The organism is Patescibacteria group bacterium (assembly GCA_018817715.1).
In the GTDB taxonomy this organism is placed as follows: Bacteria; Patescibacteriota; Patescibacteriia; order Veblenbacterales; family UBA10138; genus JAHITT01.
This window is the reverse complement of record JAHITT010000006.1, coordinates 1-24,174: the sequence shown is the minus strand read 5'-3', so window position 1 is coordinate 24,174 and position 24,174 is coordinate 1. Positions and strand designations below refer to the sequence as shown.

Annotated in this window: 26 protein-coding genes and 1 pseudogene; all 27 read right to left on the bottom strand. The window is 36.8% G+C overall.

Annotated elements, in window-relative coordinates; translation table 11 throughout:
* Nucleotides 1–7: 7 nt before the first annotated feature.
* Nucleotides 8–1,126 (bottom strand): RIP metalloprotease RseP, encoded by a 1,119-nt coding sequence (gene rseP, locus KKC17_03140; protein MBU1039189.1) that lies wholly within the window; start codon nucleotides 1,124–1,126, stop codon nucleotides 8–10.
* 40 nt (nucleotides 1,127–1,166) lie between these two features.
* Entirely contained in the window at nucleotides 1,167–1,721 is a 555-nt protein-coding gene (gene frr / locus KKC17_03135) for a ribosome recycling factor (protein MBU1039188.1), read from the bottom strand.
* A gap of 10 nt (nucleotides 1,722–1,731) precedes the next feature.
* Nucleotides 1,732–2,778: a hypothetical protein gene (locus KKC17_03130; protein ID MBU1039187.1), complete on the bottom strand. Its 1,047-nt coding sequence runs from the start codon at nucleotides 2,776–2,778 to the stop codon at nucleotides 1,732–1,734.
* Nucleotides 2,779–2,784: 6 nt separating this feature from the next.
* Entirely contained in the window at nucleotides 2,785–3,780 is a 996-nt protein-coding gene (locus KKC17_03125; GenBank protein MBU1039186.1) for a hypothetical protein, read from the bottom strand.
* Nucleotides 3,781–3,783: 3 nt separating this feature from the next.
* Nucleotides 3,784–5,067: an O-antigen ligase family protein gene (locus KKC17_03120; protein ID MBU1039185.1), complete on the bottom strand. Its 1,284-nt coding sequence runs from the start codon at nucleotides 5,065–5,067 to the stop codon at nucleotides 3,784–3,786.
* Between the two features lie 74 nt (nucleotides 5,068–5,141).
* Nucleotides 5,142–6,149 (bottom strand): rod shape-determining protein, encoded by a 1,008-nt coding sequence (locus KKC17_03115; protein MBU1039184.1) that lies wholly within the window; start codon nucleotides 6,147–6,149, stop codon nucleotides 5,142–5,144.
* A 63-nt stretch (nucleotides 6,150–6,212) separates the two neighbouring features.
* Complete coding sequence (locus tag KKC17_03110) at nucleotides 6,213–7,022, bottom strand: glycosyltransferase family 2 protein (protein ID MBU1039183.1); 810 nt, start codon at nucleotides 7,020–7,022, stop codon at nucleotides 6,213–6,215.
* Nucleotides 7,023–7,026: 4 nt separating this feature from the next.
* Nucleotides 7,027–8,088, bottom strand: a complete 1,062-nt coding sequence (locus KKC17_03105) for a glycosyltransferase family 2 protein (protein ID MBU1039182.1) — start codon at nucleotides 8,086–8,088, stop codon at nucleotides 7,027–7,029.
* Nucleotides 8,081–9,592 (bottom strand): hypothetical protein, encoded by a 1,512-nt coding sequence (locus tag KKC17_03100; GenBank protein MBU1039181.1) that lies wholly within the window; start codon nucleotides 9,590–9,592, stop codon nucleotides 8,081–8,083. Before KKC17_03100 ends, KKC17_03105 begins: the two co-directional genes overlap by 8 nt.
* Nucleotides 9,561–10,409, bottom strand: a complete 849-nt coding sequence (locus KKC17_03095; GenBank protein ID MBU1039180.1) for a glycosyltransferase family 2 protein — start codon at nucleotides 10,407–10,409, stop codon at nucleotides 9,561–9,563. Before KKC17_03095 ends, KKC17_03100 begins: the two co-directional genes overlap by 32 nt.
* A 10-nt stretch (nucleotides 10,410–10,419) precedes the next feature.
* Nucleotides 10,420–11,664 carry a glycosyltransferase gene (locus KKC17_03090; protein MBU1039179.1) on the bottom strand — a complete coding sequence of 415 codons (1,245 nt, stop codon included), beginning with the start codon at nucleotides 11,662–11,664 and terminating at the stop codon, nucleotides 10,420–10,422.
* The gene (locus KKC17_03085; protein MBU1039178.1) at nucleotides 11,661–12,749 is read right to left on the bottom strand and encodes a glycosyltransferase family 4 protein; all 1,089 of its coding nucleotides are present in this window, start codon (nucleotides 12,747–12,749) and stop codon (nucleotides 11,661–11,663) included. The genes KKC17_03090 and KKC17_03085 overlap by 4 nt, the downstream gene beginning before the upstream one ends.
* 5 nt (nucleotides 12,750–12,754) lie before the next feature.
* Nucleotides 12,755–14,206 carry an oligosaccharide flippase family protein gene (locus KKC17_03080; protein ID MBU1039177.1) on the bottom strand — a complete coding sequence of 484 codons (1,452 nt, stop codon included), beginning with the start codon at nucleotides 14,204–14,206 and terminating at the stop codon, nucleotides 12,755–12,757.
* 187 nt (nucleotides 14,207–14,393) lie between these two features.
* A complete protein-coding gene (rpsI, locus tag KKC17_03075; GenBank protein ID MBU1039176.1) occupies nucleotides 14,394–14,939 on the bottom strand; it encodes a 30S ribosomal protein S9 in 546 nt (181 codons plus the stop codon).
* A 4-nt stretch (nucleotides 14,940–14,943) separates the two neighbouring features.
* A complete protein-coding gene (gene rplM, locus KKC17_03070; GenBank protein ID MBU1039175.1) occupies nucleotides 14,944–15,324 on the bottom strand; it encodes a 50S ribosomal protein L13 in 381 nt (126 codons plus the stop codon).
* 7 nt (nucleotides 15,325–15,331) lie between these two features.
* Nucleotides 15,332–15,685: a 50S ribosomal protein L17 gene (gene rplQ / locus KKC17_03065; GenBank protein MBU1039174.1), complete on the bottom strand. Its 354-nt coding sequence runs from the start codon at nucleotides 15,683–15,685 to the stop codon at nucleotides 15,332–15,334.
* A gap of 6 nt (nucleotides 15,686–15,691) precedes the next feature.
* On the bottom strand, nucleotides 15,692–16,489 hold the full coding sequence (rpoA, locus tag KKC17_03060; GenBank protein MBU1039173.1) for a DNA-directed RNA polymerase subunit alpha: 798 nt from the start codon (nucleotides 16,487–16,489) through the stop codon (nucleotides 15,692–15,694).
* A gap of 17 nt (nucleotides 16,490–16,506) precedes the next feature.
* Nucleotides 16,507–17,121, bottom strand: a complete 615-nt coding sequence (rpsD, locus tag KKC17_03055) for a 30S ribosomal protein S4 (GenBank protein ID MBU1039172.1) — start codon at nucleotides 17,119–17,121, stop codon at nucleotides 16,507–16,509.
* An 11-nt stretch (nucleotides 17,122–17,132) separates the two neighbouring features.
* Complete coding sequence (rpsK, locus tag KKC17_03050; GenBank protein ID MBU1039171.1) at nucleotides 17,133–17,591, bottom strand: 30S ribosomal protein S11; 459 nt, start codon at nucleotides 17,589–17,591, stop codon at nucleotides 17,133–17,135.
* Between the two features lie 9 nt (nucleotides 17,592–17,600).
* Nucleotides 17,601–17,990, bottom strand: a complete 390-nt coding sequence (gene rpsM, locus KKC17_03045; protein ID MBU1039170.1) for a 30S ribosomal protein S13 — start codon at nucleotides 17,988–17,990, stop codon at nucleotides 17,601–17,603.
* A 12-nt stretch (nucleotides 17,991–18,002) separates the two neighbouring features.
* Complete coding sequence (gene rpmJ, locus KKC17_03040) at nucleotides 18,003–18,116, bottom strand: 50S ribosomal protein L36 (protein ID MBU1039169.1); 114 nt, start codon at nucleotides 18,114–18,116, stop codon at nucleotides 18,003–18,005.
* A 3-nt stretch (nucleotides 18,117–18,119) separates the two neighbouring features.
* The gene (gene infA, locus KKC17_03035; protein MBU1039168.1) at nucleotides 18,120–18,368 is read right to left on the bottom strand and encodes a translation initiation factor IF-1; all 249 of its coding nucleotides are present in this window, start codon (nucleotides 18,366–18,368) and stop codon (nucleotides 18,120–18,122) included.
* 108 nt (nucleotides 18,369–18,476) lie between these two features.
* Nucleotides 18,477–19,187 (bottom strand): hypothetical protein, encoded by a 711-nt coding sequence (locus KKC17_03030; protein MBU1039167.1) that lies wholly within the window; start codon nucleotides 19,185–19,187, stop codon nucleotides 18,477–18,479.
* Nucleotides 19,188–19,210: 23 nt separating this feature from the next.
* Nucleotides 19,211–20,335 (bottom strand): tRNA 2-thiouridine(34) synthase MnmA, encoded by a 1,125-nt coding sequence (gene mnmA, locus KKC17_03025; protein MBU1039166.1) that lies wholly within the window; start codon nucleotides 20,333–20,335, stop codon nucleotides 19,211–19,213.
* A 250-nt stretch (nucleotides 20,336–20,585) separates the two neighbouring features.
* Nucleotides 20,586–21,797, bottom strand: a complete 1,212-nt coding sequence (locus tag KKC17_03020) for a T9SS type A sorting domain-containing protein (GenBank protein ID MBU1039165.1) — start codon at nucleotides 21,795–21,797, stop codon at nucleotides 20,586–20,588.
* A gap of 197 nt (nucleotides 21,798–21,994) precedes the next feature.
* Nucleotides 21,995–22,810 carry a sortase gene (locus KKC17_03015; protein MBU1039164.1) on the bottom strand — a complete coding sequence of 272 codons (816 nt, stop codon included), beginning with the start codon at nucleotides 22,808–22,810 and terminating at the stop codon, nucleotides 21,995–21,997.
* A 419-nt stretch (nucleotides 22,811–23,229) separates the two neighbouring features.
* Nucleotides 23,230–23,388, bottom strand: a pseudogene (locus KKC17_03010) (calcium-binding protein).
* Between the last annotated feature and the right edge of the window lie 786 nt (nucleotides 23,389–24,174).

The following is a 24,174-nucleotide window of genomic DNA, read 5'->3' as shown; positions in this document are numbered from 1 at the left end:
ATACCTGCTAAGCCCCCCAAAAACTACCTAAAGATTTTAAAATACCACCGCCAAATTTCATTACATCACGATAAGTAATAACTATCACCAACAACATTAGTAACATAAAACCTAAGTTATGTACGATCATTTCTATTTTTTGGTCATTAGCTTTACGACGAATTTTTTCTATTAAAACAAACAACAAACGACCGCCATCCAAAGCTGGAAAAGGAAATATATTAATAATAGCCAGGTTGATAGATAACAAAGCAGCAAATTGTAGTAAATAAATCCAACCCAAATCCACTACCTGACCGGTTAAAACCGCTATGCCGACTGGTCCAGCAATATCGGCTGGCACCCGACCACCCAAAAACAAATCGTGTAATAATCGCCCAAAACCAAAAACTATTTCCCTAGTTAAATAATAAGTAGCCTGTCCGCCCCGCCACAAAGCCTGGTACCACGGATAAGCCACCGTACCAGTCGTCAGCAAGCTAACGCCCAAAACCGGCCGACCAACCGCTTGATCCAAAACCTGGGGCTGGATGGATACTAATTTTTCCTGATCGCCTCTTTGATAAAAAATCTCAAAAGAACTATTGCTATGAGAAGCCACGTAATCCGTCACCTGGGCTGTTTGGGTTACCAAAGTATCTCCTACACGTAAAATGGCGTCACCAGGCCGTAAACCAGCTTGAGCAGCCGCTGAATTGGGCTCTACGGAAACAATTTGTACTTTAATATCCCGAGCACTGGTTAAATCTGTTTGTTCTAAAGCAGTTGGTAAGCCAATCATCAAACCGGCTGTTAACAACCCATAAGCTAAAATTATATTCATTGCCACACCAGCCACCAAAATAATTATCCTCCGCCAAGCTGGTTGATTAGAAAAACTATCAACTTCTTCGCGAAAATCACCACCTTCCCCTTTGATGCGTACAAAACCACCCAAAGGCAATAAATTTATAGACCAGTCCATTTGCCGAGCCTTGTCCCGGTAAGCCCACAGACGAGGCGGAAAACCAAAACCAAACTCGGTAACTTTAACACCTAAGCGCCGAGCCGCTATATAATGCCCCCACTCATGTGCCAAAACCAATAAAGCAAACAAACCAATAACGGCGATAATTGTAATCAACATGAAATAAACAATAATTAACGATTAAAATTTTTAATATTTTTTAAATAGTCATTACTTCCTTTTCTTTGTCGGCTGATAAATTTTTTAATTTATCATTATAATCATCAACAGTTTTTTGTAATTCTTTTTGGGCGAGGAACCAATCATCCTCCGTGGCTGTACCTTCAGTCTTGGCTGCTTTAAAATCTTTTAAAACCTGTTCCCGAGTATTGCGTACACCAACCTTAGCCTCTTCTAATTTACCATTTAATAACTTAACAATTTCCCGGCGCCTTTCTTCATTAAGTGGTGGAAAATTAAGTCTAATTATTGCTCCATCAATTACCGGCGAGGCTCCCAAATTAGCCGACTGCAAACTTCTCTCAACTTCTTTTATAATACTTTTATCCCAAGGTTGTATAACTATTAATTTAGGTTCCGGCGCGGAAATAGAAGCTAATTCTATTAAAGGGGTCAAAGTTCCATAAGCTTCCACTTTAATATTTTCTACCAAAGTCGGCATAGCTCGGCCCGATCTTATTAATTTTAATTCCTGTTTAAAATGTTCTACTACCTTATCAAAATCTATCAAATAATTACTAACTGATAACGACATAAATAAATAATTAACGATTAAAACCCATAAATATTAAATTATTATTCTGGGGCGAAACTGCTAAATTCAAAGGTCGGGCGCTAATGGGCAAAGCTAAAGTTTCCCAAGTTACACCAGCATCACTGGAGCGATAAAAAGCCTGATCACTGGTGTAATATATCTGTCGGCCGTTCAAAGGCCCAACGGCCAAAGCAGTTATAGCAATACTACCAGACGAAGTAACCAATTTAAGGTTGTCCCAATTTTGCCCACCATCTAAACTACGACTTAAACCATAGTTAGTAGCATAAAGTAAAGCTTTATCAGACTCGGGTAAAAAAACTAAAGCCCGAGCTGAACCTAAATTACCTTTTATTTCTCGGCGCAGATTAGTTGTTAAATCTTCCCAATTCTTTCCCCGGTCATAAGAACGCCACAACTTGCCCGATGGCTGAGAAGCATAAATAATATTATTTTTTACAATCAAGTGGGCTAAACCACCAGTTAAATAATGAACCTGCTGCCAACTAGTCCCTTGATCTTGGCTAAGCAAAATTACTCCTTTGTCGTTTCCTACATAAACTACCTCTGGATTAAAACTATCAACGGCTATTTGATTAAGTTTAACGTCTTTAGTTGTTTCTAAATAAACCTCCACCCAAGCCTCCCCCCCATCCTTACTGCGAGCCACCTTACTATCCGAAATAGCATAAATAACTTGGTCATTTTTAGGTTGCAGGGCCAAACCGTTCAATTGACCAGTTACTACCACCTGCCAATTAACTCCCTGGTCAGAAGTTTTAAACAAACCAGCTAATTTGCCCTCACTAATAGCATAAATAATTTTAGTATCCGACTGGTTAAAAATTATTTGTTTAATACTATTATTTTGTAAAGTTATATCCTTATTTTTTTGTTTACCAATATAAGATTTTACCTGCCAACTAGTCCCTTGATTATCAGAAACATAAACACCCCCCGACACCTTACTAGTAACCTTTAAACCGCAGGAAGCGCCACCTAACAACAAACATATAAATAAAAACAGATAAAAAAAATTTCTTGGATAATTAAACATACTTCTTTAAATTAATCGACTGATTAAAGCATCTAAAACCAATTTAACTTGAACATTTTGGCGCAATTGACGACCAGCCAATAAAATAGCATAAAGCCAACCCAACATTTTACTAAGCGGATACTTCCCTGCTATTAATTCTAGCTTATTTTTTAAGTTTTGATAACGCAAATAAGTAATTAAGCCTAATTTAAACAATAATAAATCCCTAACTACTTCACCCCAAATACTAAGCAATTCTTCTGCCTTAGTTACATCTAATCCTTTAGTAGCTGTCTTTTTAAATTCCTGCTCATAAAAATCCTGAGCTGCTTGCCAAATATTTGAACTATTTAAAATGGTTAATAAACTATCAGCTTTTTGATAAACCTCCTGCCAAGCGACTTCATCCTGACCGTATAATAAAGCCCAACCGGGTCGGCCTTTAGAAAAATCCGCTAACTGCTCGCTTTGTTCTGTATTATATCCTCGGTCCTGTAAAGCCTGGCTAATCAAAGCGGGCTTAACTAAACCAACCTTAACCAACTGACAACGTGATAAAATAGTCGCCGGAGTGTCTAAGGTGCTGTCGGCTAATAAAAAAAATAAAAATCCTTTAGGCGGTTCTTCTAATATTTTAATTAAAGCATTAGCCGACTGATCATTTAAATCCTCTACCCCTTCAATAACAGCTACTCGACGAATGGACGAACCGCTAGACAACTGAGCAAAATTCTTTAAAGCTCTAATTTCATCAATACCTATATTTTTTTTATCAGCCGATTTAGTCAGCCACAACACTTCACTATGCTGACGATTAATATTCTGGCGACAACTAAAACAAGAATTATCCGGCCATTTTTGCTGTAGCCTCTCACAAAAAATTTTATTAATCATTAGTTCAACTAAAGTGGTTTTACCAACATGCTTGGGACCCACCAAACAAAAAGCATGCCCAGCCGCTTGGTTAATAGCTTTAATTAAATAATCATATATTTCTAAATGCCCAATTAAAGTAGCCATAAATTATGAATAAGTTGCTGTTAATTCATCAGCCTCCCAAGCCCAAGCAATTAATAATATAAAAACAAATAAAAAAGCATAATCATTTTTATAAAGAGGTGTATCTACTATTGAATACAAAAGCCAAGGAAACAACATCAGCCAAGCTAAATTGGATTGACTGTCAGCAATTTTTAAAAACAACCACAGTAACAACCCTAAACCAAAAATTCCCTGAAACAACCAAACCGTTAAATATAAATTATGAGGAAATAAACTGGCATAATGAAACTCTATACTATAACCAGGTTGTTTATTCTCGGGTAAACCAGGTTGAATGTCTTGTTTGAATAATGGTTGCCAGCCGCCCAAACCAATTCCCCATAAAGGCCGCTGTTTTATTACCACTAAGGCTTCGCGCCAAAAAACTTGTCTAATTTGACCGGAAGTTAAACCATAAAGATTATTAGAATGACTAAACCAAGGCCAATTATTATTAACTGTTACAAAAACCGGCACAACTAAACCCAATAAAAAAACTAAAGCTACCAGTATTACTTTAATTCTACTCTGAGAATATTTTTTAACAATACCCCACAAGGCAGCTGTTATAACTAAACTAGCTAAAGCACTGTATGAACCGGTTAATATTATAGCTACCAAAATTACTACTCCAACCATAGCCCCCACCAAATTATTCCACCGACCCGACCAGTAAAAATCTTTACCATAAAATAATTGCCAAACACTCAACCAAAAAATCGGCAAAAGATACATAGCCAAAACATTGGGTGAATTATACCAGCCACCAGACCGGCCGCCTAACCACAAACACAACAATAAACTAATCAAAGCCGTAATAAAACCGTTGGCTACCAAGGCTTTAGCTGCTAAACGCCCCCAACCTAATTTTTGGCCCGACTTAACAGTAAAACCAGCCAACCACAGCCACATAAAAGGCACTATAAACCAACCCTTAAGAATACCCAAAGCTAGCCTTGAATCCTTAGCCAACCAAACTCCTAAAACCGCCGCCAGCAACCACAGCAAAATAATTACTAACCAGGAACGATATTTTTTATCTATTAAAAATTTTACCAAAGATAAACCATACCCCTTAAACAAGGCTATAGCAAAAAGTATTATCACAGCCGCCTCTAACCAGTTAATTGGCAAAGAAAATATTTCAACCTTAATAAGATAGGCTGGCAAAAAAAATAACAATCCGGCCACCGCCTTTGGCCAGTTAAACCAAGTTAGACCGGCTAGAGGAATTAATAATAAAAATGATAAAATTTCTAAAGACATTAAGTAAGTTTATAAATCCCAAACACCCACTGACCTTAATGATTTAATTGCCTAATTAAATAAGTAGCTAAACTTTATTTAGTCGACAAGATACTCCTCTTATAAGATTCCAAATTATCCAAAGCTACACCTGTACCCTTAGCTACGCATAACAAAGGCTCATCTGCCACATAGGCTGAAACGCCAGTGGCTTGGGCAAAAAGTTTATCAATATTCCTTAATAAGGCTGTACCACCAGACAAAACCATACCTTTATCTATAACGTCAGCCGACAACTCCGGTGGCGTTATTTGCAAAACTGATTTAAGAGCGTGAATTATACCTTCTAATTCATTCTGAATAGCCTCAGTAACATCATCCGAAGTTATAGCCACAGTTCGTGGCAACCCAGAAACCATATCCCGACCACGTACGTCCATAGTTAATTTATCTTCCAAATATAAAGCCGAACCAATACGAATTTTAACATCTTCTGCTGTTTGTTCACCTACAGCTAAACCATATTTTTTACGAATAAAATCAGCTATAGCCGAATCCAATTTATTACCGCCAATCCTAACCGAAGTATTAGCCACAATACCACCCAAAGAAATTACCGCCACTTCACTGGTTCCTCCACCCATATCCACTATCATGTGCCCAGAAGCCGAGCCAATGGGAATATTAGCTCCAATAGCCGCCGCAATCGGTTCTTTTATAATATAAGCAGCCTTAGCTCCAGCGGCCATAGTAGCGTCGATAACCGCCCGACGTTCAGTTGAAGTTATACCGGCTGGTACCGCAATCATAACTTCGGGTTTAAAAAACCGTATACCACCTAAAGCTTTATTTATAAAATACCTTAACATGGCTTCGGTTGTATGATAATCGGCAATCACCCCATCTTTTAAAGGACGTAAAGCCACAATAGTATCTGGTGTTCGACCAAGCATTTCTTTAGCTTCTTCGCCAACTGCCAAAACACTCCGATCGGCCGTAGCAATAGCCACCACCGATGGTTCATTAATAACTATGCCTCTGGCTGGCACGTGCACCAAACAATAAGCTGTACCCAAATCTATACCAATTTTTTTAACAAACATATGAACAAAATCTAACAAAAAAAAGCTTATTTGTCAATTCAAAAAAGCTTAAAAATTGGAACCTTAAAATCTGTCTAATTTGTCTTGATATCTCATCCTCCATTTAAAAAAATACTTAAACCAGGAAGCTATATGAATCCAAGTTATTTTTTTAAAAAGAGCGCCAAAATTAGCCTGCGCTGATAAACGTTCATGAAAATGAACTAACTCCACATCAGCTGCATAATAAACCTGCCAACCTTTTTGCCAAAAACGTCGGCACCAATCCGTGTCTTCCACATAAAGAAAAAATCTTTCATCAAGCAGACCCACTTGCTCCACAGCGGCTGCTCGAGCAATTAAACAAGCCCCTAATAACCAATCAACCGGCTGATTATCCTGATGAGACCAATCCATTAACTGATATTTCCTTAATAAGGGTTTAAACCAACCCAAATGCCGCAACCAGGTTCGTCTGATTAAAGGTAACCAAAAATTAGGAAAACTATAAGCGGAATACTGCAAACTACCATCGGGATTGTTTAATCTTGGCCCAGCTAAACCGACTGTTGGATTATTTTCCATAAAAGCTACCAACCTTTCTAAACTGCCGGCAAAAATAGTGACATCTGGATTTAAAATGAGCAAATATTTTCCTTTGGCTCGCCTAATACCCTCATTATTACCAGCTGAATATCCCCGATTAACAGGTAAACTTATTGTTCTAACCGTTGGATAATTATCCTGTACCCAAGACAAACTATCATCTTGAGAGTGATTATCCACTAATAAAATTTCATAATCTAATTTTAGCTCCGCCTCAATTACACCCCTTAAACACTGACGAACCAAGCCACCAGTTTTGTAATTTAAAATAATTATTGAAAGATCCATAATATTATTTTAACCACCAACGTCTCAACTGGCCAGAAGGTCTTTGCCAACTCTGGCGTAAAATTTTTCTTTTTCTAAGTATGGTTGGCAATAAATAAAAAAATCTACTGACAGCTTTTTTTAATAAAATAGGCTCAAACAGCAACATATAAAAAAATTTAGCTAATTCATAGCCCAACCACCAAGGTAAATCTCTTAAAAGATTAAACCAACCATCATTCTTTAACAAAACAAACAAATGATTAGACCAAGAATAAATACGCCAAACCGGAGCGCGCTGTCGCCTAGTTAAACGATAATTACGCCAAGAATCACTTAACACCAAAGAACGATCATGGTAAGCCACGGCCTCGGGCAAATAAAAAGCCTCATAACCAGCTCGTTGTAAACGCCAAGCCAAATCAACATCTTCTTTATAAGAAAAAAAATCTTCATCCAAAATTTCCCAATCACTGGCCACCGCCAATAAAGCCGACCGTTTATAAATAGGCGCTGCCCCGCTAATACCAAAAACTAAACTAGCCTTATCATACTGACCTGTGTCTGGCTGGCCACCGCCCCGCTCCATAACCCGCCTGGTTTTTTTAATTACCAAACCAGCTGAATCCAAATATTCAGCCCCTAAAGTGGTTGAAGCTTCCAAACCACCTTCAGCGGCTGATAAAACCCAACGAATCAACTTGCCACTGGCCGCCGCCACAGTCGGCTGTTTAGCCATTTGTTTAATAAGAGTGGCTAAATAAAATTTAGATAATTTAACATCCTGATTCAAAAGCAAAATATATTTACTGTCGGTCCAAGCAATGGCTTGGTTATGAGCTCGAGCAAAACCAATATTATTTTTGTGTTGTATCAAACGAGATCGGTTTTTAAATTCGGGATTCTTTATTAAAAAATCTTTAATTATAGCTACAGTATTATCCAAAGAGCCATTATCAATAATTAAAAAAAAGAAATCTTGATAAATCTGATTAGCTACGGCCGCTAAGCAATAAGGTAACCAACGCTGCCCATTATGAGTTACTAAACTAATTGTTAAAGCAGGTGCTGCTTGTTTATTAAACATAAATTGTTTTTTTATTCACCAAAAATATCATTATAGCCATAGCCGCTCCAATACCCAAAGGATGATTTAAATAAGGTGTGGTCAAATTAGTTACCAACAAAACCCCCCAAGTACCCACAGCCGCTAATTTATAAAAAGTAATTAGCTGGCCAGATTTTAAAATAGTATAATCTAACCAACGTAAAAAAAACCACAAATAAATAATAGCACCAATTAAACCCAATTTATACAATAAATCTAAATAACCCCACTCAAAAGCATAAGTTGTTACCCAGCCAGTACCGCCGGCTGTGGCTTTAACGACTCTGGGATCACTGGTCTGATACTCAACCGTTGCCCCAAAACCAGCTCCTAACCATAAATTATCAACCGTCGCCTTAACTAAAGGCCCTAATAATTGCAAACGGCTTTGCCCGGCGGCTTCGTTGCTACTAAAACGCCCACTTAAATCAATCGAACTAATGGTGGGCTGACCCAAAGTAGTCAAATTAGACAAGACCTTAAGACCACCCCAAGCGGACAACAACAAAATAAAACTAACCAAACCATAAACAAAAAACGATCTACTGCCAGCTTTAATCATTATGACTACCAACAAAATAAACCAACCAACCAGTAAACCCAACCACAAACTACGCGACATACTAACCAGCACCACCATTAAATTAAACCAAATAAATAATCCTAAAATAGGTTCTACTACAAAATTTTTATTATTTTTTACTTTTGTTACAGCTAAATAAGCTAAACCACTAATAGCTGCCAAAGTTGACCAAAGATGACTCTGGGAAAAAATACGATAATAACCAGTACCTAAACTGGTTATTTCTCCCAAACCAGTATCGCGCCACCAACTATAAACCAAAGATAACTCATAGGCCGGATAGTGACCAAAAAGAAAAAACATGAATAAAGTTTTTAAACCTAACCATATCACAGCCGCTGATAAAATCTCCTTAGCTTGTAACCATAAATCAGCTGATTCTTTTTTAGCCAACAAAAACATGGGCCAAAGCAAAAGATACAAATATCCGTTCATATCCAAAAAAATATTATAAAAACTATTACCTTTAACTATGGCCACCACCAGAGAACTCAACAAAACAAACAAACTAACTAACCACCAACCAATTTCCTTTGGCTGTTTTAAAAAATATTCTTTATGGGACCAAATTTTAACTATTAACAAACCGCTAGCAAATATAAAAATTAAATAGCGCCAAGGTAACCACCAACCGGCCCATTCCACGATGAATAAACGCCCAAAAGAACCCACAATAAGTTCAGCTACTAACCAAATTAATCCCCAAGATATTTTTCGACTAGCTAACCATAACCACCCTAAGGCTAATCCTATGGCCAATAAGCTTCCCCAACCTTTATATTGCCACCCCAGCCAGGAGACAATATCCAAAGCAAAAAAAACCACCAAACCGACTAACCAATAACGATATTTGAATAAAAAATCAGGTTTATTTTTGTCGGTAAAAAAATTTTCCAGCATAAGCTAAAAGATAACCCAAAAAAGAAGCTACCACAAGTAACCAGTTAGACCAAAAATTAAAATACTTACGTGAATAATAAAGCAAACTACGACTAAACATTTTATGTCTAGTTAAAAAATCAAGCTGACTGAAACTGGCTTTTTGACTATGCCAAACCTTAATGGTTGGCTCGTAACGTGTAAGATGGTTTACTTCTTTTAAACGTCGACAAAAATCCACTTCTTCAAACCAAACAAAAAAATTAACATCGAAACCACCGGTAACTTGCCAAGTTTGTTTAGAACAAATAAAACAAGCACCCATAACCTGGTCGACCACCGACGGCTTATTATAATCAAAATTGGCACATAAATAATCCGACAATAAACCAGGCAACCAACGACTTAATTTTAATAAAACAACTAACTGGGACCAAACAGTGGGAAATTTTCTAACCGAAGGCTGTATAGAACCATCTTCGTTCCTTATTTGTCCACCAACTACAGCTGCTAGTGGGTAAACTTGCCAAAAATCATCTAAACGATTAAAAAAATCCTGAGCAATATAAGTATCAGGATTAAGCAAAACCAAATAATCTCCCCGAGCCTTTAGAACCGCTAAATTATTAGCTACCGCAAAGCCTTTATTCTCTTGTAAGGATATTAATTCCACCCAAGAAAACTCCCGGCTAACCATAGAAACACTATTATCTTGGGAATTATTATCAACCACTATTACCTGCACTTGTTTAGACCAAGGTTGTAAAGAAACTAAACAGCGCCTCAGTAACTCCCGAACATTCCAAGAGATTATAATTACGGTATAAGAATTGTTCATAAATACCAAATTACTCAGGCAAACAATTAATTATTTTTTCCATCATGCTATCCACACGATTCTGCCAAGTATTCATTGCCGCCACCGCCCGCCTTTTTTCAACTAACTCAGGATTATTTTCTTTAATAGCTTGATTAATAGCCTGACTGAATTCTAAAGGCGTGGGGGCTGAATAAATATATTCCTTAAAATTATTCAAACCTTCAGCCGGCGTAGCCACGATAGGTTTACCAGCTGCCAAATATTCGTAAATTTTCATCGGATTAGTCGAACGAATAAAATCATTAACCAAATGAGGCATAATAGCCACATCAAATTCCCGCAAATAAGCCGGCATTTCTAAACTTGATTTATAACCAAAAAAATATACATTAGGCAGAGGTAATAACCTGGCTTTAATAATTGATTTCAGACTAGCCCAAACCGGACCAATAAAAACCAAAGACTTGCTAGGATGTTGTTTAGCCACATATTCTATCAAATCAATATCTATCCTATCTTGTTGAATAACACCGACATAACCAATTATCGGCCTAGGTAAATCCAATATATCACGACCGACTAATTTAAGTGGTTTGTTTATTCTGTCGACATTAACTCCATTAGGTACAAATAAACAACCCTTAGCTCGGTCAAAAAAATCTACTAATAAGGGAGAGGTAGTAAAAATTAAGTCCGCTTTATATCTAATAATCTGATAATTTATCTTGAGTCTGTCCAAATAACCTTGATAAGCAGAATGCTCCAACCAATTATCTACAGCGTCAAAAACCGAACAAATTTCTGAACTGGTACCATACATACCCACCATAGTCGGCAAATAAGACCACAAAACAACATTTTTTAAATCTAAACGTTCTAATTGTTTATGTAACCTTTTTAAAAAAAATTTCTCTGACCAAAAAGAACTAACATCGCTGTAAACAAATAACTTATAAGACACTTCTGATTGTTCGGCCTCCGCTGAACCATAGCCAGTAGTGGTGATTGATTTATTATCAAGAGCTGTTAATTTGTGCCACAAACCTCGAGACAAAACTTTACCCCCTAAAGACCCAAACATAATATCCTGCCACCACTGTTTCACGGCCCTTTTAAAAGTAAAAGGTAAATAATCAATAGCCACTATTTTTCTTACCCGAGCATCAGTCAATAAGGTATGCAAAACATGAAAATTTCGATTCTCCACACCAGTCTGCCAATCAGCATATCTGGACATATTAAACATGACTACATCTATTCTGTCATTTTTCATAAATTATTTTTCAAAAAAATTTTTAACTTAGAAACTTGCTCAGGCCAATTAAAACACTGGACTAATCTTTGCCGGCCAGCCTGTCTTAATTTTTCAGCCAAAAATTCATCGGCTAATAACCTTTGGCATAGCCCCACTAATTCAGTCTGCTTATCTAAGATTAAACCAGCTTGACCAACAGCTTCGGGTACACCACCTTGTTTATTACCAATAACTAAACAACCAGCCGCCTGAGCTTCCAAATAAACAATACCAAACCCCTCCACATCTAAACTATCAGCCAAAGGTAGCATAACAAAAATATCCGCCCGGTTATACCAAGCAATTTTAGTCAAAGAATCAACCGCGCCTGTTAAAATAACCGGCAAATTGTCAACAGCAATCCTTTTAAGCAAAGATGATTTTTCTGGTCCATCGCCCACAATTACATAAACCAAACTTTCATCTGACTTAAGCCAAGGAGCTAAACTATCCAAAGTCTCGGCAATACCTTTACGTTTAACCAAGCGCCCAACAGTTAAAATAACTTTTTTGTCTGTTAAATTATATTTAACCAATCTTTGCGCAGCCGCCCCAGAAGGAACATCTAATGGCAAATCCGGACAAGGATAAATAATTAAAATTTTCGATTGATCACTGATTAAATTTTTAAGCAAACTAGAGGTATACTGGCTATTAACTACCGCAAAAGAAGCTGCTTTTAAAATTTTCCTACCCAACCATTTTTTATAGGGATTAACTAAAAGTAAATTAACATCTAAGCCATGCAGAAAAACAAAATAACGGCGCCTAGTAAAAAAATGCCATAACCATAAAGCTGTGCCCACGGGTAAAATCTGACCAGCCGCTAAAATCGCTAACGGATTCTGACGACCGACTTTAAAAATTTGCCAAACCAAAGGCAACCAATGCGGCCACCACGGCCAAAAAAACTTTAACCGCCTAACTTTATTTATTTTTTCCGCGCCCACTAAATGACTGACTACCTGAAAATTATCACAATATTTCCGTAATCCCTCATAATAACGAGCTACCCCACCTAAATTAGGATAAAAGTCTGTAGTAAATAAAATAATATCCGCCATAATACTTAAACCGCTTTACGCTTAATAAGAGACCAGAGCTGCCGAATTTCCGCTAAAGTTATACCACCCCAAAGCACAAGTAATATACCATAACAAATAGCCCCAATTAAAATAACCACTACAAAATTAAAACTGTTTATTAATAATAAAACTACAGCAGCCATTAATAAACCAGCCAGGCCTATTTTAATTAATCGACTATATAAAAATTTCTTATCATAATCTATCACTTGCCCAACTACTAACCAGCCAGCCACTAATAACAACAAAGTAGATAACCAAGCGGCTACAGCGGCTCCGACCGCTCCATAAAGAGGTATTAAAAATAAATTCAAAATAATATTAAAAACGGTAGCTAAAGCAATATTAAAAGTATGTCTTTTCTGCCGGTCACAAGCCGGTAAAAGCGAACCAACCGGAAAAGTCACAAACAAAAAAGCTAAACTCATTATTAAAATCTGTAAAGGTAAAATTGACTCATGATAATCAGGATAAAGACTGTCAATTATTTTAGGTGCCAAAACGGCAATGCCTAAAGAAATAGGCCAACCCAAGGCTGTTAAATAAACCACTCCTCGAACGAATATATCGCCTAATTTATCCTTAGCTGTTTTAAAAAAAGTACTAAAGCCTGGAAAAAGAGTGGCCGCAAAAGCACTGGGTATAAATTGAAAGGCATAAGTTACTTTATAAGGTACGCTGTAAAGCCCAACAGCCCGATCATCTGACAACACCGACAATAAAACAGTGTCAATTGAACCATACAATCTAGTTAAAACGGCGGCTAAGGTAAAAGGCCAAACCAAATTGGCCAACTGCCACCAATCTTTTTTGGCAAAGTTAGGCTTAAGACTTAAATTAAATCGCTTTCTAATTTGATATAAGGCAAAAACCATATTAAACAACGAAGCCGCTAATAAAGCGACCATAAACAACCTTAAATCCTGACTAACCAAAGATACGGCCAAACCTAAAATAGCCACCAGTAACTGCATAGCCACGGTACCTATACTTTCCCAGGTTAAAACATGAAGCCCTCTTAATAAAGAATAAGCCGTTAAGGTAAAAGAATCTAAAACCATCAATAAACTGGCTAAATAAACCAGTTGCAAAGTAACTACCGGATAACCAAGTAAATGAGCTGTACCCACGACTAAAGCAATAACCACCAAACTGATACTTAATTTAAAACCAATAATTGATTTTAAATAATCGCCAGCGCAGGCCTGATCACGAGCCACTTGGCGAGTCAATAATTGAGCTAAACCTAAATCCAATAAAACAGAAAAAATAGTAGTCAAAGACAAGGCTAAAACATATTTACCTATATCCGACGGTCCTAATAAACGAGCTAAAAAAGTAAAATATAAAAAAGAGACTATCTTTTGTCCCACTAAAGCTGTTATAAAAATACTGGTATTTCTGGCTAATGCTCCAGAATGGCCCTTTTCTATCATATCAACATTATAACGCAAGCTAGCTTAAAACTGAACCTGATGACTTTATTGAAATTTACTACCTAATCAACTCCAAATGATTAAATAGCCTAAACCCTTAAAGAGCCCATTTATTATACCTAAACAGTCAAACGGCTCAACAGTAAATACCATTGAGCCGTTAATTTCCTGATTATAGTAAACTCCCTTAGCGTTTTTGCCACTGGGGCGCTCGACGAGCTTTCTTTAAACCGTATTTTTTTCTTTCTTTAACCCTGGAATCACGAGTCAAAAAACCAGCCGTCCGTAAAGGCTTACGATAGTCTTCATCACTTAAAATAATCAAAGACCGAGCTACACCGTGCCGAACAGCTTCTCTTTGACCTTTTTTTCCACCACCTACAACTTTAACAGTTATATCTACCTTATCCGCTAAACCAACTAAAACTAACGGGCTTAAAACATATTCCTGCTCATAAACAGCTGGAAAATATTTAGCCAAAGACAGGCCGTTAATAGTTATCTGCCCAGTACCCTGGCGATACAATCTAACTCGAGCAATAGCCGCTTTTCGACGGCCAACTGAACTTAAATAAGCACTAGTTTGTTTAGTCTTTTTGGCCACTACTTTAACAACCGGCTTGGCCGAGGTAACTGAAACTTTTTTCACCTTATCTTTAACAACCGTTTTTTTAACTAATGTTTTAGCGGTAGTTTTTTTAATGGTTTTTTTAACTTTACTATCTGTCGTCATAACTTTACTTAGTTATATCTTGTTTATAAATTTTAAGATTTTTCAAAAAACGACTATTTAATCTATTTTTAGGCAACATATGAGCCACCGCCTGCCTGACTACACGAACCGAATCTTTTTTTAATTCCTGCTCTAAAGTAGTAGTTTTTAAACCGCCTGGATAACCACTAAATTTATGATACAATTTACCAGTCAATTTACGCCCAGTAAAACGCAATTTATCTATATTGATAATAGCTACCTGAACATTAGGTAATTTATTAGGTTGCCAATCAACCAAATGCTTACCTCTTAACTTGGAGGCTACTTGGCTGCATAGCCTACCTAAAGTCATATTAGTAGCATCCATCACTATTGATTTATCAGTTAATTTAATCTTGGCCATAATAAATTTAATTTACAAACTCAATTTGAACAATCGCCGCAGCGTCCCCCTGCCTTTTACCCAATTTCGTTATTCGCAAATAACCACCCGGCCGGGTTTGATAACGCGGTCCTAAAACTTCTAATAATTTTTTAACACTGCCCTCGGTCGGTAAACGACGTAATAATAAACGACGATTAGCCAAAGAAGCTACTTTAGCCAAGGTAACTAAACGTTCCACATAAGAACGGACTACTTTAGCCTTAGCGTCGGTTGTCTTAATTTTTTCGTAAAGAATCAAACTGGCGGCTAAATTTTTAATTAAAGCCTTTCGAGCGTCTGGTTTACGATCTAATATTTTCTTATTTTTTCGATGTCTCATAAATAACTATGCCTCTTTCTTAGGTCGCCCTCTTTTTTTAGTGGTTTTTTCTACCTCAGCTACAACTTCTTCTTCCACCTTATTAACTGCTACCTCTTCTTCTGTTTCAACTTCCGTAGGTTTATTGCCAGCAATTACTTCAAAATGATTAATTAAAATCTTGCTAGCTTCCTGAACAGCCTGCTCGGGTAACAGGCCACCATCTGTTTGAATATCTAAAGTTAATTTATCAAAGTTAGTCATTTGGCCAACACGAACATTTTCCACAGTATAACCCACTCGTTGAACTGAGGTGTAATTGGCATCAATAGCAATTACCCCAATATCATACTTTTCTCCGTCTCGATTTTCAACTGGATCATAACCTCGGCCTTGTTTAGCAATAAATTCAATTTCCAAATTAGCCTTTTTGTCAGTTAAACTAGCTATTACTAAATCCTTATTTAAAACCTCCACATCACTATTTTCTTCTATATCAGCAGCCGTAACGATTTTTTCCCCAGTAACATTCAACTTAAAAGTAACTTCGGCATTGCCATGAAGTTTTAATCTAAGTTGTTTAATATTTAATAATATATCCACCACATCTTCTTTTACTCCGGCTAAAGTGGAAAATTCATGATCCACTCCGGTTATTTTTACAGCTACCACAGCCGCGCCGGGCAAAGAAGACAATAAAACTCGCCTCAAGGCGTTACCTAAGGTGGTACCATAACCAGGGTAACAAGGCTCAATAATTACATTGGCTCGATTAGTGGAAATAACCTGGCTGGTAATTGATTGTGGTAATAAAAGAGGCTCCATAAGCAATTAGTTAAAATTTAACGTGAATAGTATTCGACAATTAATTTAATATCAAAAGGTTGAGCAGCTTGTTCGGGCATTGGCAAAGCCAAAAGCTTAGCCGTAAATTCTTTATCATCCACCACCAACCATTCATGGGCTATGGGATTTTGTCCCCAACTTTTTTGCAAATTTTTAAAATAAAGTTTATCTAAGCTGATTTTTTTGACCGTAATAACATCATTAGGTTTAAGATTGTAAGAAGCGATATCAACTTTTTTGGCATTAACTTCAATATGGCCATGGTTTATCAACTGCCGAGCCCCTTGTCTAGTTTTAGATAAACCCATGCGATAAACTATATTATCTAACCGGCCTTCCAACAACTGCAATAAAACCAAGTCCGTAGCACCCTTTTGTCTAATAGCTTCTCGATAATAACGGCTAAACTGCCTTTCCAAAATACCATAAATCCATCTGGCTTTTTGTTTTTCTCTTAATTGCAAACCATAACCAGTCAATTTGGAACGACCCTTCACGCCATGAACTCCCGGCGGATAATTCCTTTTGGTTATTGGGCACTTATCTGAAGTACACAATCGTTCGCCGACTCGGCGACACATATGATGTTTTGGTCCTAAATATCTTGCCATATATAAAATAATTACACCCGACGCGGGCGACGCGGGCGACAACCGTTATGCGGCACCGGCGTAACATCTTTAATTGAAGAAACATTTAAACCATTAGCATATAAAGCCCTAATGGAAGAATCTCGGCCCATACCAACACCTTTTACAAAAACATCCACATCTTTAAGGCCATAATCCTTAACTTTTTCCACAGCGGTTTTAACTATAATACCAGCGGCATAAGGGGTAGCTTTTTTAGCACCCTTAAAACCTACCTGACCAGCTGAACAAATAACCAAAACGCCACCAGTTGGATCGGTTAAAGTGACAATCGTATTATTATAAGTAGCCAAAATATGCGCCTGGCCACGAGATACCAAGCGCTTCTTTTTGGAACGACGCTTTTTTACAACAACTTCTTTAGCAACTGTAACGTCTCCAGTAGCAGTTTCTTTATTTTCGGAAATATTTTTTTTAATTTCTTCAGTCATATAAAAAGATTAAGTCTTCTGAGCTGTTGGTTTTCGGCCACTACCCATAGTCCTACGAACATTACCCCGTACGGTGCGTGAATTTGTTTTAGATCTTTGTCCGCGAACCGGTAAATGACGACTATGCCTAGTACCTCGGTAAGCACCAATTTCTTTAAGTCTTTTAATATTCATCATGGTTACCCGCCTTAAATCACCCTCCACTCGATAAGTCTTTTCGATAACCTCTCTCAAACGAGCCCCTTGTTCTTCTGTTAAATCCTTAGTTCTGGTATTAGAATCCACTTGAGTTAAAGACAGTATCTTTTGAGCTAGTGGCAAACCGATACCAAAAACATAAGTTAAAGCTATTTCTATTCTTTTGTTATTGGGTAAATTTATACCTGCAATACGAGCCATAAATAAATAAAATTAACCTTGACGCTGTTTATGCTTAGGGTTGTCACAAATACACACCAATCTTTTATGACGGCGGATTACCTGACATTTTTTACAAATTGGTTTAACTGATGCTCTAACCTTCATAAATTAATATCGATAAACAATCCGACCCTTGGTTAAATCATAAGGAGTCATTTCGACCTTAACCTTATCGCCGGGTAATAATCTTATCTTAAACATGCGCATCTTACCTGATAAATGGGCTAAAATCTCATGTCCATTATCAAGCCTTACTTTAAAAGTCGCGGCTGGTAAAAGTTCTTCTACCTCTCCTTCAACTTCTAAAAAACCTTTTGCATTAGCGCCAACATTAGCGGAACCGGCTGTAGAATCCATTAAATTCATTATTTAAAATCTAAAAACTACAAAATTGATCCTAGCCTTAAGCTACTTTTATAAGCCTAAGACTGATAAAATATTTAAATGTTAGCTTAATTCAGATTATCAAGAACGCCACTGTAGTATAGAAGTTTTTCCGTTGTTGTCAAGTCTAAACCTAATTAAAGATTTATTCATGGGCATATTTTGCCTAATCTTAGCCAAAAATCTAGGGTAAACATCTATAGAAATTGATTTTACCCACAGTTGTTTAGATAGCCAATCTTGGGTTTTTTCAAGCGGCAGACCAGTAATATATTGAGCCCAATCAGCCAAAGGAAAATCATGATAAGTATTAACTTTTACTGTAGTTGGTAAATTATAAATATTTTCTGCAAAACCACTTTTTAATTGCCCCCAAACTACTTCCGGTTCTTCTGGTACCAGGGCTAAATCTGGCGCTAAAGACCTGGCTGATAAAGTTTTTACACTATTTATTAAATGATTCTGAGAAACAGCAATTTTTTTATTATCAACTGTAAAAATTTTATAATTTTTAGTTAACCAAATCTGCTCTTCCTCATTAGAAAAAATTTCATAACCCGGAACTACACCAACTTTTTCCAATACCGATGGTAATTTTAAATCCACTTGCACCGTAACTGGCAATTCCAACTGATCAATCTGCGGTTCAATAGAAATAGTTACAATTGGTAAAAGAATAAAAAATAAACCACTAGCCAACAACAAAAAACCCAACCAAAAAAAAATCAATAATCTTTTTGACCAACGATTTATCTGCGGTGACCAACCAATAATAGGTTCATTTTTAACCATAAATTGCTAATAACTTCCCTATCTTACCATTGCAACAAGCGATTTTCAACGTTTTTTATAACTCCACCGCCAACTACCCTTAAACCTTGCCGATTAATGGTATAAAAAACAGCTGACTGACCAGGAGTAATAGCTCGTTGTTTTTTTAAAAATTTAATTTTAAATTTACCAGCACTTTTAAAAAGATTAGCCTTAACTACCGGGTGCCTATAACGATGTCTAATCCAATAAGTGGCCGGAACTTTAAACTGGCTGGCTAATTTAACTTGTTCCAAACTACAAGTGTCGGCCAATAAATATTTCTGTTCCTTTAAGTTACCAACTATCAAAATATTTTTTAACCATCTGCGACCAACCACGTACCACGGCCCACCCGACAGGCCTAACCCGTGCCGTTGACCAACCGTATAAAAAGACAAGCCTATATGTTGCCCTAAAATTTTACCCTTAACATCCATAATTAAACCCGACTTCTCCTTCAATCTGGTTTTTAAAAATTCATCTATTTTTACCTGGCCAATAAAACAGATACCCACACTATCGGGTTTACTAGCTACAGACAAGCCAATTTTTTTAGCAATTAATCTAACTTCTTTCTTACTTAATTCCCCAATTGGAAAAAGCAAATGCTTTAATTGTTGTTGATTAAGGGTATACAAAAAATAAGATTGATCTTTATCTTTATCTACTCCGTTCATTAAATAATATTGTAACCGACCATTAGCCGTTAATTGCTGACCAACCCTAGCATAATGACCTGTGGCAATATAATCAGCGCCGGCTTTAAGAGCTTGTTTTAAAAATAAAGGTATTTTAACAAATTGATTACACCTAATATCGGGGTTGGGTGTTCGACCTCTTTGGTACTCCTTAAAAAAATAATCTACCACTAATTGACGATATTGCCTTTCAAAATCCCAAATGGTAAAAGGTATGCCTAATTTTTTAGCTACAGCTTTGGCATCATCACGCTCTTTAGTCCAATTGCATTCCCCGGCTAAATTCTCCGTCGTCCCTGTCCAATTCTTCATAAACACACCGTGCACATCATAACCTTGTTCCAGCAACAAATAAGCTGATACAGCTGAATCTACACCACCAGACAAACCAACAAAAACTTTTTTTCCTTGACCGATTTTTTTATTCATAACCCAACCAATATAATTCATTTTAAAGCTTTAATCAATATATTTACTGGCTTTACGAAAAAATAACTAAACTTTATGTTGCGGGGAAAAGTGTCCACGTGGACACTTTTCCCCGCAAGTAGGAAACTATAAAATTGCTATAGATACTCTGTAAATAAATAGAGGTGTTACTTGTAAAAAGCAACACCTCAAATTAAATTATTTTAATATCCTTCCCACCCTTTGGGTCATCAGGATGACACCGTGCAGATTATTTCATAAGTGTCATTTTTTTTGTTTCCACAAATTTACCGGCAACAATTCTGTATATATAAACGCCGGTAGATAAGCTGCTGGCGTCAAATTTAACATTGTGAACCCCGGCATTTTTGTATTCATTTACCATAGTTACTACTTCTCGCCCAAGCATGTCATAAATTATTAAGCTAACTTCAGCTGGCTCAGGTAAACTATATTGAATATTCGTTGTTGGATTAAACGGATTTGGATAATTTTGGTATAGCTGAAATTCAGTTGGTAAAGATGTTTCAATACTCGTAACATTATCTTCTATTGTAACCGTAAAATTGGTATTAACTGGTAAATTATGATAATCATATAATTTCAAATTTACAGTATATACACCTTTTGTTGAATATACATGCGACGGATTATATCCTACTTCCAAATTAGGATAAATTGATAAATCAGCATTATAACTCGTACCATCGCCATAAGTCGCATCAAAATTAACAATATTATCATCCGGATCAACAATTTTAATTTTAATACCAACATCCTCACCTACTCTTGCATTAGCTTTATATTCAACTAACACAAATCTCGGTGGTAAATTAGGATTAAGAACTGGACCGACTGCTGATGATTGAACTGGTAAACCCGTTAAAGCGCCTGTTTGAGCCACTGGTGTGACTTCATAACTAATCATGGCACCGAGATCAGCAGCTTGTAAAATATAATGACTACCACCTGCTACAAACATCCCATTACGGTACCATTTAAATATACTAGCGCCTTCCAAATCACCATCCCCATCAGCATACGCATAATAACCGACTAATGTTTGTCCTACTATCACCGAACCCTCTATATGTACAGAACTTGCTGTTGGTGGTTGGTTTGGTAATCCCCTTACTACCACAATTTTAGTTGTACTAGTCGTTCCAACATTTACCAGTATGTTAAAGGTGCCAGGGGTACTATAATAATGAAAAAACTTGGAAAGATATTGCGTACCCGCTGTTGGATTAGTTAAGACAGAATCAATTTTTCCATCACGATAACTAACTTTTGTGATAACTGGATTTGAATTGGTAGAACTCCAAATTACATTGGTTTCTAGCTTCTCATTCATATTAACGGTATCTTTCGACACAGTTACAGAATGGATTGTCTGGCTGTATACAGCCGCCGGTATTGTTAATACCAAAATAACTACGAAAAAGCTGTATAACTTTTTCATGATTGACTCCTATTGTTTGTGATTGATTATTTATTATTTACTTTTTAAGTAACTTTTTTATTTAAGACTCACCAGACTGGGTTAAAACTCGATTGCCACGCTTCGCTCGCAATGACATTCCTTTAAACCAAACCGGTAAGTCCTATTTTTGTTTTATATTCTGAAACAAGTTCAGAATGACATTTATTAAAAATAATTTACTCAACCATTTCCGCTATTACTATATAGCGCTGTTTAGCTGTGCCAACTGGATAAGAGGTTTGTAAGGTTAATAATTTTTTACTATAACCATACTGATCCAATAAATGAATATCGGTAGACTCAGCTATAAATTGGTTAACCACCCGATAATTATATACCTGGCCACCACTATTGCTAGCAAAAATATCCGTACCATCTTTAATATTAGATAATTTAACAAAAATAGTTTTGTATTTGCCTTTGGACCAAGAATAGTCCGATGAATGGCCAAAAATAAACGGATTACCTAATTCCCCTATCTTGGCTGTATTAGGATGTAAAGCCACACCATTTAACAAGGCTTGCTGATAAGCTTTTTCATTAGCCGATTCAGGAAAATTTATTGGTACTTTAATATTTAAACTAGGTATAAATAACATATTAGACGCCAATTCCTGTTGAACTGGCTTAATTTCATCTTGAACAGCTATTTTAAAAGTAGCTAACCGGCCGGGGCCCAAAGGATTATAATGATTTTTTATTTCTAAACCGTCGGGATAACCATCGCTGTCCGTATCGGGATTTTTAGGGTCGGTACCATAAACTCTTTCCAAATCATTCGTTAAACCGTCTTTATCATCATCATTAATATAATTGTCTGCTATTTCTGGAATAATATTATTAACAGGCTGCCCTATCACTTTATTAACTGTATTTAATCTATTTTTAGTTTCCTTAACTGCTGACCAAGCCAAACCACGCTGTACCGACACCACAGCGACAATCCAAATACTTAAAGATATGATTATTTTTAAATTCCTAGAAACTGTCATAACTATTAACTTAATTTGCTATAAAACTTCTTTAAAGATGAATTATACCGACGCCTAAGCCAAGGGTAACCCACTAAAGCTGGTAAAGCCAACAGGCCATTAGCCAGCATACCGGTACGAGGTAACTTTTCTTTAGTTACACCTAATACTTCTCCCTTAGGATAACAAACAGAAGCCTCAAACAAACTTTTACCATTAAAACGTGTAGCTACGGTAATCTGGTTAATATCCGTTTGACTAATACCAGTAGCTAATTGAGCTAAAGTTAAATAAGCGCCGTCACCTTGGGGAACAAAATAACGTTTATTATCTACTGGATTCACATACCAAACCTCACCAACTGATTCTACTTGAGTAAAAAACCGACCAGCCTGTTTAGTAGTAAAAGACGAATCATAAATAGCGGTTTCGCGATATTTTAAAGGATTATAACCAGAAACTAATTCTTCTTTGTCAGTATAACCGTCCTTATCTGTATCGATATTAAGTCTGTCTAAAGCTAAAGAATCTTCCATAACATCGGGCAAGCCATCGCTATCCTGATCCAAACCATAATAATCTACTAAACCAACCGACATTTTATTTAAATCCTTATTGCTTATACCCGTAGCCATAAATTTAACTATGTTATAGGTACTAGCACCAGCTGGTAAAAAGTACCGCTGACCAGTTTTATAATCCATATACCAAAGTTCGTTGGCTGATTGAACTTGAACCATTAACCGACCCTTAAGCCTAGACATTAAAGCCTGATTGGGTTTGGTTACTAACTTAGCCTCGTTGGTTAAATTAATACATTGCTCACCCAACACCTGGCCAGTTGATTGCAAAACAGTGCTGACTGATTTAGTTACATAACAAGAACTGCTCGAACCATGGAATCTGGCATAAACTGTTTTATTACCATTACCAGAACTTAACTGAAAAGAATGTCCATTAGTAATTGGTACAGAAATTTGATTAGCAAAAGAAGCTTCTTCGCTCAAAACAATAGACTTAGTTAAAGCGTCGCTAGTAAAATTCAATGTTACTAAAGGAGAATAAACTACATTGCCCTCGGCTATGGCCAAACTAACTTGGCCAGAATCTGGTGTATTGGTGGAATTACAAGTTACTCCACCACCTCCACCGCCTCCACCGCCTCCACCTCCGCCTCCGCCTCCGCCACACCCCGACATAGTAGTAGTGGCTGTGGTGGTAACTGCTGGATTAGTACCATCGGATACGCTGGCAGTGATGGTGTAAGTGTTGTTAGCAGAATAGGTATGAGAAAAATCATTAGATATAATATTACCTAAAGTGCCAGTGGCAGTAAAAGTACTGTTGGCTGTACCGTCGCCCCAATTAATAGAATAAGTTAAATT